Genomic DNA, 15,240 nt, shown 5'->3' with positions numbered 1-15,240 from the left:
CCTTGCCGGTATGACCTCCTCCGCCGGAAGCCCCTCGCGATCGGCGAACTGGAACCTTCCGAACGCGATCACCATCGTTCGCATCCTGCTCGCGCCGATCTTCTTCTGGATGCTCCTCGCCGACGCGGGAGCCGACGGCGCGCTGCGGTGGTGGGCGGCGCTGCTGTTCATCGTCGCGATCGCGACCGACGGCATCGACGGGCACATCGCGCGCTCGCGCGGGCTCGTCACCGATCTCGGCAAGATCCTCGACCCGATCGCCGACAAGCTCCTCACGAGCGGCGCGCTCGTGTGCCTCTCGATCCTCGGCGAGCTGCCCTGGTGGGTCACGGCGATCATCGTCGTGCGCGAGGTCGGCATCACGGTGTGGCGCCTCGTCGAGCTGCGTCGCGGCAACGTCGTGCCCGCATCGTCGGGCGGCAAGCTGAAGACCGTCGTGCAGGCGGTCGCGATCTCGTTCGCGCTCGTGCCGCTCTGGACGGTGTTCGGCGACTGGATCCACTGGGTCAACGTCGTGCTCATGACCGCGGCCGTCGTGCTCACGCTCTGGTCGGGCCTGCTGTACGTGCGCGACGCGATCCGCCTGGCCCGGAGCCAGCGCACCGACGGCGCGGCCGACGCCGGCCGCTGATCCACGACGGGGCGTTGAGGTACATGGGCGAGCGGATGCCGCGGGCCGGCGTCGACGCGGCGGCCGAGCTCATCGCCCTGCTCGCCGCCCGGGGCCTCGGCGTCGCGGCGGCGGAGTCGCTCACGGGCGGGCTCGTCGTGGCCGAGCTCGTGCGGGTGCCCGGAGCCTCCGCCGTCGTGCACGGGGGAGTGGTCGCCTACGCGACGCCGGTCAAGCACTCGGTGCTCGGCGTCCCGGCCGACCTGCTCGCGCGCGAGGGTGCCGTGCACCCCGACGTCGCGGCCGCGATGGCCGAGGGGGTTCGCGGCGTGCTCGCGGTCGACGGCGCGCCGGCGTCGGTCGGCATCGCGACGACCGGCGTCGCCGGACCCGATCCGCAGGACGGCCATCCGCCCGGCGTCGTGTTCGTGGCCGTGTCGGTCGGCGAGCGCACGGAGGTGCGGGAGCTCGCGCTCTCCGGAGGGCGCGACGAGATCCGCCGCGCGACGGTCGATGCCGCGATCGCGATGGCCCTCGAGGCTGTGCTCACGGCCGACGAGGCACGCGATCCGTCGTCCTGAGACAGCCGATCGAAGACCCGGCGCGCCGTGCCGGAGAAGGTCGCTCCTCGCCGGAATACTCCAGATGAAGACCCTGTTACATCCTGCAGGTTCACACGAAAGCCCCAGTGTGCGACGCTAGGTTGGAAGCACCGAGTTTCAGGTAGACTGACGCTCCCGTTTCCGACTCCGGCGGAGTCGCAGGCAGATTGAAGGAGGTTCCCGATGGTTCTGGTTCGACAGGAGATCGGCGATGTGTTGAGGGACTTCCGACTGCAGAAGGGCCGCACGCTCCGTCAGGTGGCGTCCAAGGCCAGCGTCGCGCTCGGGTACCTCAGCGAGGTCGAGCGCGGTCAGAAGGAGGCCTCCTCCGAGATCCTCGCATCGGTCGCCGATGCGCTCGACACGCCCATCTCGGTGATCATGCACGAGGTCGGAGACCGCCTCGCGGTGCTCGAGAGCCTCTCGGTCGTGCCCGACAGCCTTCCCGACGAGCTCGTCGCCGAGTTCGACGCCGGCCTGATGGTGCGCTGATCCACGACATCCACACGATTCAGAACGGCCGGTCGACAGACCGGCCGTTCGTTCGTTCCGCCTCCGCGATCCCCAGGAGACCCGTTGAAGCTGAGTGAGTTCCAGATCGCCGTCGAACACGAGTTCGGCGCCGGGTACGGCGCGGTCGTGGTCAACGACCTCGTGCTCGCGGGGGCAGGGGGCCGCACGGCCCGCGAGGCGCTGGCCGCCGGGGTGCCGGCCCGCACGGTGTGGTTCGCGCTCTGCGACGCCGCCGACGTGCCCGAGGAGCGCCGGCACGGCGCCGGGCGCCCGACTCCCGCGAGCGGGGCGTAGGCCCGAGCGAGGCGTAGGCCACCGAGGGAACACGTGTTCGACACGCGGCGCGTCGTTCGAACATCCGTTCGGATTCGAGGATAGGCTCCTCAACAAGCAGGAGGAACGACGCTGCTTCCACATCCGCCGTGATCATCGTGACGGATGTCGGTGGCCGACCATACGGTCGAAGCGTCGGAACACACCGCAACCGCCTTGTCGCCAGACGTCGCAGGTCACGGCCCGCACGAGCAACGACAGCCTAGAGGCAGCCGCATCATCCACCGAAGGAGCCCCACATGCCATCCGCAGTAGACCGCGAGAAAGCACTCGAGACCGCACTCGCCCAGATCGACCGCCAGTTCGGCAAGGGCTCGGTGATGCGGCTCGGCAGCGAAGACCGCGCCCCGGTCGAGGTGATCCCCACCGGCTCCATCGCGCTCGACGTCGCGCTCGGCGTCGGCGGCCTGCCCCGCGGCCGCATCATCGAGATCTACGGTCCCGAGTCCTCGGGCAAGACCACGCTCACGCTCCACGCCATCGCCAACGCGCAGCGCGCCGGCGGCATCGCGGCCTTCGTCGACGCGGAGCACGCTCTCGACCCCGAGTACGCGAAGAAGCTCGGCGTCGACATCGACGCGCTGCTCGTCTCGCAGCCCGACACGGGTGAGCAGGCGCTCGAGATCGCCGACATGCTCGTGCGCTCGGGCTCGATCGACCTCATCGTGATCGACTCGGTCGCGGCGCTGGTGCCCCGTGCCGAGATCGAGGGCGAGATGGGCGACTCCCACGTCGGTCTGCAGGCCCGCCTCATGTCGCAGGCGCTCCGCAAGCTCACGGGTGGCCTCAACCAGACGAACACCACGATGATCTTCATCAACCAGCTGCGAGAGAAGATCGGCGTGTTCTTCGGCAGCCCCGAGACCACCGCGGGTGGCAAGGCGCTGAAGTTCTACGCGTCGGTGCGTCTCGACATCCGTCGCATCGAGACCCTCAAGGACGGCACCGAGGCCGTGGGCAACCGCACCCGCGTCAAGGTCGTCAAGAACAAGATGGCGCCGCCCTTCAAGCAGGCCGAGTTCGACATCCTCTACGGGGTCGGCATCTCGCGCGAGGGCAGCCTCATCGACTACGGCGTCGATCAGGCCATCGTCAAGAAGTCCGGCGCCTGGTACACCTACGACGGCGACCAGCTCGGCCAGGGCAAGGAGAACGCCCGCAACTTCCTGCTGTCCAACCCCGACATCGCGGCCGACATCGAGAAGAAGATCCTCGTCAAGCTCGGCATCGGCAAGGCCGGCGCCGAGGCGGCCGCAGCCGCTCCGTCGAACGTCGAGCCGATCGCGCCCAAGCAGGCGCGCAAGGGCGCCTGAGACGCTGTGACGAACGAGACCGGGGAGAGGAGCCGAGATGACTGACGCGTCGGAGCACCTCGCCCCGGTCTCGTATCTTCCGTGGGCGACTCCCGGGGTGACGCCGGCGGGCGGGGCCGATGCGACCGAGCAGCCGGATGCCGCATCGCCGTCAGACGCTGCATCCCCAGAGCGCACGAGCGGTAGCGGTCGTGCCGAACGCACCCGAGGCGGCGAACGCGCCGGTCGGGTCAGCGAGTTCGGTCCGGCCAGGCGATCCGTCCGCGGTTCGTCGTCCGGCCGGTTCGCCAGACCCGACGGCGTGAGCGCACGCGAGCGCGAACTCGAGGAGCGCGAACTCGGGGCCGAGCGCGAAGCCGTCCTCGAAACCGGCCAGCAGCGCGACGATCGCATCGACCGGCTCGTCGTGTCGCGCCTGCGGCGGTCGGCGCTCTCGGTGTCCGAGGTGCGCAAGGTCCTCGCCGAGCACGGGCTCGACGAGATCGAGATCGACGAGTGGATCGAACGCTACGAGCGGCTCGGGTATCTCGACGATGCGCGCCTCGCCGAACAGCTCGTTCACGTGAACTCCGAGCGTCGCGGCAAGGGCAGCGGTGCGATCGTCCAAGAGCTGACGCGACGGGGCATCGGCGCCGAGGCTGCGAGGGAGGCCATCTCCGAGCTCGACCCCGAGACGGAGTTCGACAACGCGCGAACGACGGCCGAACGGCGGGCCAGGCAGCTGCGCGGGCTCGACCGCCAGACGGCCGAGCGACGCCTGTCGGCGTTCCTGCAGCGCCGTGGGTACGGCGGCGACGTGGTCCGGCAGGTGGTGACGGAGGTTCTCTCGGCCGATGGCTCGTAAACTGGTGCGATCATGAGCACCATTCACGAGGCCGTGGTCGGCGGATCCGCCGAGGCCGAGCATCTCATTGCCGCGCAGATCGACGACACCGCTGCTCCGCGCACCTACGAGGTGCGCACGTTCGGCTGCCAGATGAACGTGCACGACTCCGAGCGACTCTCGGGTTCGCTCGAGGCGGCCGGGTACGTGCCAGCCGACGGCACCGAGCCCGACATCGTGGTCATCAACACGTGCGCCGTGCGCGAGAACGCCGACAACAAGCTCTACGGCAACCTGGGCCATCTCGCGGGCGTCAAGCGGCGCCACGCGGGCATGCAGATCGCCGTCGGCGGCTGCCTCGCCCAGAAGGACAAGAACGTCATCCTCGAGAAGGCCCCGTGGGTCGACGTCGTCTTCGGCACGCACAACATGGGATCCCTGCCGAGCCTGCTCGAGCGCGCGCGCCACAACGACGAGGCGCAGCTCGAGATCCTCGACGCGCTCGAGGTCTTCCCGTCCACCCTGCCCACCAAGCGCGACTCCACGTACAGCGGCTGGGTCTCGATCTCGGTCGGCTGCAACAACACGTGCACTTTCTGCATCGTGCCCTCGCTCCGCGGCAAGGAGAAGGACCGCCGCCCGGGCGAGGTGCTCGCCGAGGTTCAGGCGCTCGTCGACGACGGCGCCATGGAGGTCACCCTGCTCGGCCAGAACGTCAACTCCTACGGCGTCGAGTTCGGCGACCGGCAGGCGTTCGGCAAGCTGCTGCGCGCAGCCGGCGAGATCGACGGGCTCGAGCGCATCCGCTTCACGAGCCCGCACCCGGCCGCCTTCACCGACGACGTGATCGATGCCATGGCCGAGACGCCGGCCGTGATGCCGCAGCTGCACATGCCGCTGCAGTCGGGCTCCGACCGCATCCTGAAGGCCATGCGCCGGTCGTACCGCTCCGAGAAGTTCCTCGGCATCCTCGACCGCGTTCGCGCGAAGATCCCCAACGCGGCGATCTCGACCGACATCATCGTCGGGTTCCCCGGCGAGACCGAGGAGGACTTCCTCGAGACCATGCGCGTCGTCGAGGCCGCCCGATTCGCCTCGGCGTTCACGTTCCAGTACTCGATCCGACCCGGAACGCCCGCGGCGACCATGGACGAGCAGGTGCCGAAGGAGGTCGTGCAGGAGCGCTACGAGCGCCTCACTGCGCTGCAGGACCGCATCTCGTGGGAGGAGAACCAGAAGCTCATCGGTCGCCGTGTCGAGGTGCTCGTCTCGACGGGCGAGGGCAAGAAGGATGCCGAGACGCACCGCCTCAGCGGTCGTGCCGAAGACAGCCGACTGGTGCACTTCGAGGTCCCGGTCGGCAGCGACCAGCCCCGCCCTGGCGACGTCGTGAGCGTGACGATCACGCAGGCCGCGCCGTTCCACCTCATTGCCGACTCGACCGACGATGCGCCGCTCGTCATCCGCCGCACCCGGTCGGGCGATGCGTGGGATCGCTCGCAGGCCGAGAGCTGCGCCGTGCCCGCCGCTCCGGGCACCGGCACGTCGGGCGGGGGCGCGGCTCGCGTCTCGCTCGGACTGCCGTCGGTGCGCGTGCTGCCGTCGACGAGCGAGCCACTCATCAAGCCGGGCTTCGGCACGTTCCCGATCTACGACGTCGACGACGACCTCCGCTGAGCGCGACGGAACACCTGTGACCCTCATCGCGGTCGTCGGCGCGACCGGCACCGGCAAGTCCGACTTCGCGCTCGACCTCGCCGAGGCGTTCGCGCGCGTCGGGCGCGGTTCCGAGGTCGTCAACGCCGACGCCATGCAGTTGTACCGCGGCATGGACATCGGCACGGCCAAGCTCCCGCTCGACGAGCGACGCGGTGTTCCGCACCACCTGCTCGATGTGCTCGACGTCACCGACGAGGCATCCGTCGCCGCGTATCAACGCGACGCGCGCGCGAGCATCGACGACATCATCGCGCGCGGGCGGGTCGCGCTGCTCGTGGGCGGTTCCGGCCTGTACGTGTCGTCGGTGATCCACGACTTCCGGTTCCCGGGCACCGATGCCGTCGTGCGCGCCCGGCTGGAGGCCGAGCTCGTCGAGCTCGGTCCCGGCCTGCTGCACGCCCGGCTCCGCGAGATCGACTCCGAGACCGCCGCCGGCGTCGATGCTGCGAACGGGCGTCGTATCGTCCGGGCCCTCGAGGTCATCGAGGTCACGGGGGAGCCGAAGGCCGCGCGCCTGCCCGACGAGCCGGTGCCGTGGCGCCCGCACCGCATCGTGCATCTTCGAACCGAGCGGGCGCAGCTCGTCGAACGCCTCGACGCGCGGGCCGCGCGCATGTGGCACGACGGGCTCGTCGACGAGGTGCGCGACCTCGTGCCGCTCGGCCTCGAGCGGGGCGTCACCGCGCGGCGGGCGATCGGCTACGCGCAGGCCCTCGCCGAACTGCAGGAGCGCATGTCGCGCGACGACGCGATCGCCGAGACGCAGCAGCTCACCCGCACGTACGCGCGCCGCCAGGTGGGCTGGTTCCGTCGGTACCGCGACGCGGTCGAACTCGACGCGGCCGACCCGGTCGCCAGAGGCCGCCAGCTCGCCCTCCAGGCCGCCATAGACTGAGCAGATGTCCTTCGACCTGCGCTTCACCAAGGGCCACGGCACCGGCAACGACTTCGTGCTGTTCGCCGACCCCGACGGCGACACCGTGCTCTCTCCCGCGCAGATCGCGGCCGTGTGCGACCGCCACTTCGGCGTCGGCGGCGACGGGCTGATCCGCGCGGTGCGTTCGGAGAACCTCGGCGACGGGGCATCCGCCCTCGACGAGGACCCCGACGCGGTCTGGTTCATGGACTACTGGAACGCCGACGGTTCCGTCTCCGAGATGTGCGGCAACGGCGTGCGCGTGTACACGCGGTTCCTCATCGATCAGGGGCTCGTCGAGCTCGCACCCGGTGAGTCGATCGCGATCGGCACTCGCGCGGGTGTGCGGCGGGTGACCCTCGCCGAGAACGGCTTCGAGGTCGACATGGGCCTCTGGCGGCGGGCCGGCGGCGAGCCGCTCGTGCGCGCCAAGGGGCTCTCGGTCGCGCGTCCGGGCCTCGGCATCGACGTCGGCAACCCGCACGTCGTCGTGGCCCTCGCCGACGACGACGAGCTCGCCGGCCTCGATCTCGCCTACCTCCCGATCCTCGACCCGGTGCCGGCTGCCGGTGCGAACGTCGAGTTCGTGGTGCCGGCCGAGCCGCTCGTCGAGGCGGGCGTCGGTCGCATCCGCATGCGCGTGCACGAGCGCGGTTCGGGCGAGACGCTCTCGTGCGGCACGGGTGCGGTGGCGTCCGCGCTGGCCGTGCGGTTCTGGGCCGGGGCCGGTGCGCCCGACGCGTGGCGCGTGCAGGTACCGGGCGGCGTCGTCGGCGTGCGCATGTTCGCGGCTGCCGACGGCGAGCACGTGGCCCTCTCGGGGCCCGCCGAGCTCGTGTTCGACGGGGTGCTCGCGCTGGCCTGAGCCGCGACATCCGGCGCAGCATCCTTCGCGGCGATCGGATGCCGCATGCCCGAGCTGCGGTGCAGGGTGCGGCGTCAGGCGGTTCGGCGCTCCGCCGCGAGCACGCGGAACCCCTTGGTGTTCGCCGCACGCTCCACGTCGAGGCCGAGGTCGTCGGCGAGCCAGCGCTGGAGCGACTCGGCGCCCAGGTGCTTGGCCACGACGAGCCAGGCGGTCGCGTCGTCGGCGAGACGGGGGAGCCAGTGCTCGAGCATCGCGTGCAACTCCTGCTTGCCGACCCGGATGGGCGGGTTCGACCAGATCGTGGCGAACACGACGTCGGCGGGAACATCCGAGGGCAGCACCGCGTTGACGTTCGTGAGGCCGAGACGTGCGGCGTTGGTGCGCACGAGTTCGAGCGCACGTTCGTTGACGTCGACGGCCCACACGGTGGCATCCGGCGCCTGCAGCGCGAGCGACAGGGCGATCGGCCCCCAACCGGTGCCGAGGTCGAGCAGGTCTCCGGTCGCGGGCGGCACGGGAACCGTCTCGAGCAGGCGCGCAGTGCCCTGGTCGAGGTGCTCGGGGCTGAACACCCCGGCGGCGGTCACGAGGTCGAGGTCGCGTCCGGCGAGACGGACGCGGATGGTGCGGGTGCTGGCATTGCTCCGAGGTGTCGCGGAGAAGTAGTGGTCGGAGCCCATGCCAGCACGGTAGCGCACAGGGATGTGTCGCCACCGCACGACGAAGCAGAAGCACGCAGAGCGAAGTAGGGTTGAGAGAATGAACGAAGCCGAGAACCACCCCACCGACGACGCCGTCGAGCGGGTGCTGCGCACCGCGGACTCAGCCGCGAGCGTGGCACGGTTCGGCGCGGGCGAGGCGACGTCGATCATGCGAACGGATGCCGCGGGCGGCTCCTCGACCGACGGCGACCAGTTCGAGCGCGAAGACCGCGCGGCCCTGCGGCGCGTGGCGGGCCTGTCGACCGAGCTCGAAGACGTCACCGAGGTCGAGTACCGGCAGCTGCGCCTCGAGAACGTCGTGCTCATCGGCGTGTACTCGCAGGGCTCGCAGGCCGACGCCGACAACTCGATGCGCGAGCTCGCGGCCCTTGCCGAGACCGCGGGTGCACGTGTGCTCGACGGCCTCCTGCAGCGACGCCCGCACCCCGATCCCAGCACGTACCTCGGCAAGGGCAAGGCCGAGGAGCTTCGCCACATCGTCGCGGCCGTCGGCGCCGACACCGTGATCGCCGACACCGAGCTCGCGCCCAGCCAGCGGCGTGCGCTCGAAGACGTCGTGAAGGTCAAGGTGATCGACCGCACGGCGGTGATCCTCGACATCTTCAGCCAGCACGCGAAGAGCCGAGAGGGCAAGGCCCAGGTCGAGCTCGCGCAGCTCGAGTATCTCCTGCCGCGTCTGCGCGGCTGGGGCGAGTCGATGTCCCGCCAGGCCGGTGGCCAGGTCGGCGGCGCGGGCGCGGGCATGGGTTCGCGTGGTCCCGGTGAGACGAAGATCGAGCTCGATCGTCGTCGCATCCACACCCGCATGGCGAAGCTCCGCAAGCAGATCGTCGGCATGAAGCCCGCACGCGACGCGAAGCGCGCGAACCGTCGCCGCAACGCGATCCCCTCGGTGGCCATCGCGGGCTACACGAACGCCGGCAAGTCGAGCCTGCTCAACCGCATCACGGGTGCGGGCCTGCTCGTCGAGAACGCCCTGTTCGCGACCCTCGACGCGACCGTCCGCCGCAACACGACGGCCGACGGCCGCATCTACACGATCGCCGACACCGTCGGCTTCGTGCGCAACCTGCCGCACCAGCTCGTCGAGGCGTTCCGCTCGACGCTCGAAGAGGTCGGCGACTCCGACCTCATCGTGCACGTGGTCGACGCGGCGCACCCCGACCCCGCCGGGCAGATCGCGACGGTCCGCGACGTCATCGGCGACGTCGGCGCCCGTGACATTCCCGAGCTCATCGTCTTCAACAAGGCCGATCTGGTCGGGCCCGAGGAGCGGCTCGTGCTGCGCGGGCTCGCACCCGATGCGGTGTTCGCCTCGGCGCGCACGGGCGAGGGCATCGACGAGGTGCTCGAGGCGATCACGCGCATGCTGCCCGATCCCGCGGTCGAGATCGACCTGCTCGTGCCGTACGACCGCGGCGACATCGTCTCGTTGCTGCACGAGTCCGGTCGCGTCGTCTCGGTCGAGTACGTCGACGCCGGCACTCGCGTGCGGGCGTTCGCGTCGCCCGAGCAGGCTGCACAGCTCGCCGGGTTCGCCGCGGCATCCGCTTCGGTCTGAGCGCACGTCGGGCCTGCGTCGGCGGCACCCGCGTCGGTGCCGTCGACGCTGCCCGAGCGTCCGTGTGCGAGCGCGGACGGACGACCGTGAGGATCCCCGGAACGGCGCGCTGAGGCATCCGATCTTTCAGGCGGCTTATATCAGTCAACTGAGACTTCTCGGGTCATGACGCGTCACCGAATGTCACAGTGCTCCCCGGCTGCCGTCAAACGCGCGTATCGTCGCCCCTGATCGAACGTGATCGGCCCGATGCCGATCACCTGGAGCGACAGCCGAGCCCGGCACCCGCCCGCGAGACCACCAGCCGTGACGGCCGGGGTACGCGGCCCGTGTGCCCGTCCCGCCCACGGTTCACGGACCCTGGAGCGCAGCATGGCACCGATCGCGACCGACCCGACGGGGGCAGCGGCAGACCGCACCCCGCTGTCGTTCGAGCTGTTCCCGCCCCGCACGGATGCCGCGGCGATCGCCCTCGGCCGCACGATCGACCGGCTGGCCGACGTCGACCCGGCGTTCATCTCCGTCACGTTCGGCGCGGGCGGCAGCACGCGCGACCGGTCGCTCACCGTGCTGCGGTACATCCTCGAGCACACCGACATCGAGCCGATGGCGCACCTCACGTGCGTGGGCTCCTCGCACGTCGAGGCGAACGAGCTCGTGCGCCGGTTCCTCGATGCGGGCATCCGCAGCTTCCTCGCCCTGCGCGGCGACCCGCCCGTCGGCGCCGACCCCGACGCGCCGCTCGGCGACCTCGCCACCGCGGCCGAGCTCGTGCAGCTCATCCACCGGGTGCAGCAGGAGCGCGAGCCGTTCCAGCAGGTCGCCGTCGCGGGCAACCCGGGTGCGAGTCGCATCCGCGAGCGTTCGCGCACGACGCGGGTCGCGGTCGCGGCGTTCCCGAGCGGACATCCTCGGTCGAAGGACCTCTCGCAGGACGTCGACATCCTGCTCGCGAAGGAGGTCGCCGGGGCGAACCTCGCGATCACGCAGCTCTTCTGGGAGGCCGACGACTACCTCGGCTTCGTCGAGCTCGCTCGTGCGGCCGGCGTCACGATGCCGATCCTTCCGGGCATCATGCCCACCACGACGCCGGCCCGTCTCGCGCGGCTCGCCGAGCTCACGGGCGTGCAGCCGCCCGCCGACTTCGCCCTCGCGCTCGAGCTCGAGTCCGACGCCGCGGCGCAGACCGAGCTCGGCATCGACTTCGCCGCCCGGCTCGCCGCCGAGGTGCTCGACGGCGGAGCGCCGGGCCTGCACCTCTACACCTACAACCGTCACGAAGCCGTGCTCGACGTCGTCGACCGGCTCGGGATCGCCGTACCACGCCAGCTCGCCAACGAGAGGAACACCGCACGATGACTGTACGACCCTTCCCCACCGGAACGATCCTCGGCTACCCGAGGATCGGGCGCCGCCGCGAACTCAAGCGGGCGGTGGAGTCGTTCTGGGCCGGCCGCATCGACGCCGCGGAGCTCGAGGCCACGGCCGCGGGCCTTCGCGCGGCGACCCGTGAGCGCCTCGCCGACCTGGGGCTCGGACGCGCCGACTCGGCGATCCCCGAGTCGTTCTCCTACTACGACCAGGTGCTCGACGCCGCCGTCGCCGTCGGCGCGATCCCCGCCCGGTTCGAGCGCCTGCGCGCAGCCGACGGCGGCGTCGACCTCGCCGGGTACTTCACCATCGCGCGCGGCGAGGGTGACGACGCCCCGCTCGAGATGACGAAGTGGTTCGACTCGAACTACCACTACCTCGTGCCCGAGATCTCGCCCGCGACGCGCTTCGAGCTGCACGCCGAGCGCATCGTGGCCGAGTTCGTCGAGGCGCGCGACGCCGGTTTCCTCACCCGTCCGGTCGTCGTCGGCCCGATCACGTTCCTCCTCCTTGCGAAAGCGGCGGATGACGCGCCCGCCGGGTTCCGCCCCATCGACCGCCTCGACGAGCTCGTGCCCGTCTACGCGCAGCTGCTCGCCGAACTCGCCGCGGCCGGTGCCGAGTGGGTGCAGCTCGACGAGCCCGCACTCGTGAGCGAGAGCATCGACGAGCCTCGCGCTCGCGTCATCGCCGCGATCGCCGCCGCCTACGACGTGCTCGGCGCCGTCGACGACCGCCCGGCGATCTTCGTCGCGGCCCCCTACGGCTCGCTCGACGACGCCCTGCCCGCGCTCGCGGCCGCACCCGTCGAGGCGATCGGCCTCGACCTCGTGCGCGGCTCGCTGCCCGACGCGCTCGACGACCTCGACCCGGCGACCGCCGAATCGCTCGCCGCGAAGACGCTCGTCGCGGGCGTCGTCGACGGCCACAACATCTGGCGCGGCGACCTCGCGGCGGCGTTCGCCCGGGTCGAGGCCGTGCAGTCGCTCTCGGGCTCGGTCTCCGTCTCGACCTCGACCTCGCTGCTGCACGTGCCCCACGACGTCGACGACGAGTCCAAGCTCGACCCCCGACTCGTGAGCTGGCTCGCGTTCGCCGACCAGAAGGTCGCCCAGGTCGCGACGCTCGCACGCGGGCTCGCCGACGGACGCGAGGCCATCGCCGAGGCGCTCGACGCGGCATCCGTCGCCCTGGCCGACCGAGCCGGCGCACCCGGCGTGCGCGTGCCCGCCGTGCGCGAGCGCCTCGCGGCCCTGCAGCCCGGCGACTTCGCCCGTGCCGACTACGACGAGCGCCTGCTCGCCCAGGATTCGCTCGACCTGCCCGAGCTGCCGACGACCACGATCGGCTCGTTCCCGCAGACCGGCGAGATCCGCCGCGCCCGCGCGGGCGTCACGAACGGCACGCTCACGGCCGACGAGTACGCGGGCCTCATGCGCGAGGAGATCGAGCGCGTCGTCCGCCTCCAGGAGGAGCTCGGCCTCGACGTGCTCGTGCACGGCGAGCCCGAACGCAACGACATGGTGCAGTACTTCGCCGAGCTGCTCGACGGATTCGCGGTCACCGAGCACGGCTGGGTGCAGTCGTACGGCTCGCGCTGCACGCGCCCGTCGATCCTCTGGGGCGACGTCTCGCGGCCGGCGCCCATGACCGTCGCGTGGGCGGAGTACGCCCAGTCGCTCACCGGGCAGCACGTCAAGGGCATGCTCACCGGGCCGGTCACGATCCTCGCGTGGTCGTTCGTGCGCGACGACGTGCCGCTCGGCGACACCGCACGCCAGGTCGCGCTCGCGCTCCGAGACGAGATCGCCGACCTCGAGGGCGCCGGCATCCGCATCATCCAGGTCGACGAGCCCGCCCTGCGCGAGCTCCTGCCGCTGAAGCTCGCCGACCAGCCGGCATACCTCGACTGGTCGGTCGGGTCGTTCCGGCTCGCGACGGCCGGCGCGGCATCCGCGACCCAGGTGCACACGCACCTCTGCTACTCGGAGTTCGGCGTGATCATCGACGCCATCAAGAACCTCGACGCCGACGTCACGTCGATCGAGGCCGCGCGCAGCCGCATGGAGGTCGTCGACGACCTCGCGACGAGCGGCTTCGATCACGGCATCGGCCCGGGTGTCTACGACATCCACTCGCCGCGCGTGCCGAGCGTCGACGAGGTCACGACCCTGCTCGAACGCGCGGTGGGCGAGATCCCGGCGAACCGGCTCTGGGTCAACCCCGACTGCGGCCTGAAGACGCGCGGGTACGACGAGACCGTGGCCTCGCTCGAGCACATCATCGCGGCGACCAGGGCGGTGCGCGCGTCGCTCAGCGTCGCCGCGGTGTAGCGCAGCCGGCCCCTGCGGCCGGAACCTGCAGGGGCGGATGTCGCGGGCCACGCGACATCCGCCCCTCGCCGTGCGCGCGGCGGGCGCGTACCCTCGGCGTCATGCGATCGCTCATGTACTCGATCAACGTCACGCTCGACGGCTGCGTGGACCATCGGGTCGGCCTGGTCGACGAGGAGCTGCACCGTCGCTCGGCGGACCTGCTCGCGCAGGCGGGCGTGCTGCTCTTCGGGCGCGTCACGTACCTCATGATGGAGGGGGCGTGGCGGCTGCCCGGCGCTCCGGGCATGCCGGAGTGGACACGTCCGTTCGCCGAGGTGATCGACGCGGCGCCGAAGGTCGTGGTCTCGAGCACGCTCGACTCGGTCGACTGGAATGCGGAACTCGTGCGGGGCGGCCTCGAGGAGGCCGTGCGAGCCCTCAAGCGGGCGCCCGGCGGGCCCATCGTCACGGGCGGCGTGATGCTGCCCACCGAGCTCGCGCGGCTCGGGCTCATCGACGAGTACGAGTTCGTCGTGCATCCGCGGGTCGTCGGCCACGGGCCGACGCTCCTCGCCGGGCTCGACGAACCGCTCGACCTCGAGCTCGTGGGCCGTGAGGAGTACCGTTCGGGCGTCGTGGCAATGCGGTACGTGCCGAGGCCGTCGCCGAGCTCGGCCCCTGACTCGGGTCGGGACGACTAGACCGCGCGGAGCACCGCGACGATCTTGCCGAGCACCTCGGCCGCGTCGCCGAGGATCGGTTCGAAGGCGCTGTTGCGGGGGAGCAGCCACGTGTGGCCGTCGCGCTGGCGGAAGACCTTGACCGTAGCCTCGCCGTCGAGCATGGCCGCGACGATCTCGCCGTTCTCGGCCGTGCGCTGGGAACGTACGACGACCCAGTCGCCGTCGCAGATCGCCGCGTCGATCATGGAGTCGCCGACGACCTTGAGCATGAAGAGCTCGCCCTTGCCGACGAGCTGGCGGGGGAGCGGGAACACCTCGTCGATCTGCTGCTCGGCCGTGATCGGCACGCCCGCGGCGATGCGGCCGACGAGCGGCACCATCGCGGCGTCGCCGACGACCGGTGACGAATCGCTGCTCGACGATGTACGCGACTCGACGCCGGGGAGCTCGATGAGCACCTCGAGGGCGCGGGGGCGGTTCGGGTCGCGGCGCAGGTAGCCGGCGAGCTCGAGCTGGTTGAGCTGGTGGGTCACGCTCGAGAGCGAAGAGAGGCCGACCGCATCGCCGATCTCGCGCATGCTCGGCGGATAGCCGCGCCCGGCGACCGACCGCTGGATGACCTCGAGGATCGAGATCTGCTTCGCGCTGAGGCTCTTGCGACGGCGGCTGCGGCCGGACTCGCGCAGGTCGTCGAGTTCGGTGCTCATCGTCGTCGCTCCTCTTGATCTCCGTTGACTCGGACGGCTGCCCGCGAACGGATGTCGGTGGTGTCTGTTCGACTGTCGTCGGACATTCGAAACTGTATCCGCCCTGCAGGGGTGCGGCAAACATCTGTTCGAGTGTGTCGCGAGATCCGGGGCCGAAGTCCGCATGCGCCAGATGCTTGCGTCG

15 protein-coding genes are annotated in these 15,240 nt (G+C 71.0%); 13 read left to right on the top strand and 2 right to left on the bottom strand.

Translation table 11 applies throughout. The features are described from left to right. Positions 1-10 precede the first annotated feature (10 nt). From pgsA to dapF, 9 genes are all read left to right on the top strand, one after another. Complete coding sequence (pgsA, locus tag GQR16_RS07510; protein WP_157414540.1) at positions 11-631, top strand: CDP-diacylglycerol--glycerol-3-phosphate 3-phosphatidyltransferase; 621 nt, start codon at positions 11-13, stop codon at positions 629-631. 23 nt (positions 632-654) lie between these two features. Continuing rightward, positions 655-1,191, top strand: coding sequence for a CinA family protein (locus GQR16_RS07505; protein ID WP_246200629.1), 537 nt, complete (start codon positions 655-657; stop codon positions 1,189-1,191). A gap of 204 nt (positions 1,192-1,395) precedes the next feature. Continuing rightward, a complete protein-coding gene (locus GQR16_RS07500; RefSeq protein WP_055858886.1) occupies positions 1,396-1,704 on the top strand; it encodes a helix-turn-helix domain-containing protein in 309 nt (102 codons plus the stop codon). An 84-nt stretch (positions 1,705-1,788) separates the two neighbouring features. Then, positions 1,789-2,019, top strand: a complete 231-nt coding sequence (locus GQR16_RS07495; protein WP_157414539.1) for a DUF3046 domain-containing protein — start codon at positions 1,789-1,791, stop codon at positions 2,017-2,019. Between the two features lie 278 nt (positions 2,020-2,297). Continuing rightward, positions 2,298-3,371, top strand: coding sequence for a recombinase RecA (gene recA, locus GQR16_RS07490; RefSeq protein WP_157414538.1), 1,074 nt, complete (start codon positions 2,298-2,300; stop codon positions 3,369-3,371). Positions 3,372-3,408: 37 nt separating this feature from the next. After that, positions 3,409-4,215: a regulatory protein RecX gene (locus GQR16_RS07485; RefSeq protein WP_157414537.1), complete on the top strand. Its 807-nt coding sequence runs from the start codon at positions 3,409-3,411 to the stop codon at positions 4,213-4,215. A gap of 12 nt (positions 4,216-4,227) precedes the next feature. Beyond that, positions 4,228-5,871, top strand: coding sequence for a tRNA (N6-isopentenyl adenosine(37)-C2)-methylthiotransferase MiaB (miaB, locus tag GQR16_RS07480; protein ID WP_157414536.1), 1,644 nt, complete (start codon positions 4,228-4,230; stop codon positions 5,869-5,871). A 16-nt stretch (positions 5,872-5,887) separates the two neighbouring features. Further along, positions 5,888-6,808 carry a tRNA (adenosine(37)-N6)-dimethylallyltransferase MiaA gene (gene miaA, locus GQR16_RS07475; RefSeq protein WP_157414535.1) on the top strand — a complete coding sequence of 307 codons (921 nt, stop codon included), beginning with the start codon at positions 5,888-5,890 and terminating at the stop codon, positions 6,806-6,808. Between the two features lie 4 nt (positions 6,809-6,812). After that, positions 6,813-7,694: a diaminopimelate epimerase gene (gene dapF, locus GQR16_RS07470; protein WP_157414534.1), complete on the top strand. Its 882-nt coding sequence runs from the start codon at positions 6,813-6,815 to the stop codon at positions 7,692-7,694. A 74-nt stretch (positions 7,695-7,768) separates the two neighbouring features. Here the strand turns inward: dapF and GQR16_RS07465 are convergent, their stop codons facing one another. Further along, positions 7,769-8,377 carry a class I SAM-dependent methyltransferase gene (locus GQR16_RS07465; protein ID WP_157414533.1) on the bottom strand — a complete coding sequence of 203 codons (609 nt, stop codon included), beginning with the start codon at positions 8,375-8,377 and terminating at the stop codon, positions 7,769-7,771. A gap of 79 nt (positions 8,378-8,456) precedes the next feature. Here GQR16_RS07465 and hflX point away from each other — a divergent pair, with 79 nt between their 5' ends. From hflX to GQR16_RS07445, 4 genes are all read left to right on the top strand, one after another. Then, entirely contained in the window at positions 8,457-9,980 is a 1,524-nt protein-coding gene (gene hflX, locus GQR16_RS07460) for a GTPase HflX (protein ID WP_157414532.1), read from the top strand. 372 nt (positions 9,981-10,352) lie between these two features. Further along, positions 10,353-11,339: a methylenetetrahydrofolate reductase gene (locus GQR16_RS07455; protein ID WP_157414531.1), complete on the top strand. Its 987-nt coding sequence runs from the start codon at positions 10,353-10,355 to the stop codon at positions 11,337-11,339. Beyond that, positions 11,336-13,684, top strand: coding sequence for a 5-methyltetrahydropteroyltriglutamate--homocysteine S-methyltransferase (gene metE, locus GQR16_RS07450; RefSeq protein WP_157414530.1), 2,349 nt, complete (start codon positions 11,336-11,338; stop codon positions 13,682-13,684). Before GQR16_RS07455 ends, metE begins: the two co-directional genes overlap by 4 nt. A gap of 101 nt (positions 13,685-13,785) precedes the next feature. After that, on the top strand, positions 13,786-14,367 hold the full coding sequence (locus tag GQR16_RS07445) for a dihydrofolate reductase family protein (RefSeq protein ID WP_157414529.1): 582 nt from the start codon (positions 13,786-13,788) through the stop codon (positions 14,365-14,367). Here GQR16_RS07445 and lexA read toward each other — a convergent pair. Continuing rightward, a complete protein-coding gene (gene lexA, locus GQR16_RS07440) occupies positions 14,364-15,056 on the bottom strand; it encodes a transcriptional repressor LexA (RefSeq protein WP_157414528.1) in 693 nt (230 codons plus the stop codon). The genes GQR16_RS07445 and lexA overlap by 4 nt on opposite strands. Positions 15,057-15,240 lie beyond the last annotated feature (184 nt).

The organism is Agromyces allii (assembly GCF_009749385.1).
In the GTDB taxonomy this organism is placed as follows: Bacteria; Actinomycetota; Actinomycetes; order Actinomycetales; family Microbacteriaceae; genus Agromyces; species Agromyces allii.
The sequence above is the reverse complement of the archived record's forward strand: the minus strand, read 5'-3'. Positions and strand labels throughout refer to the sequence as shown.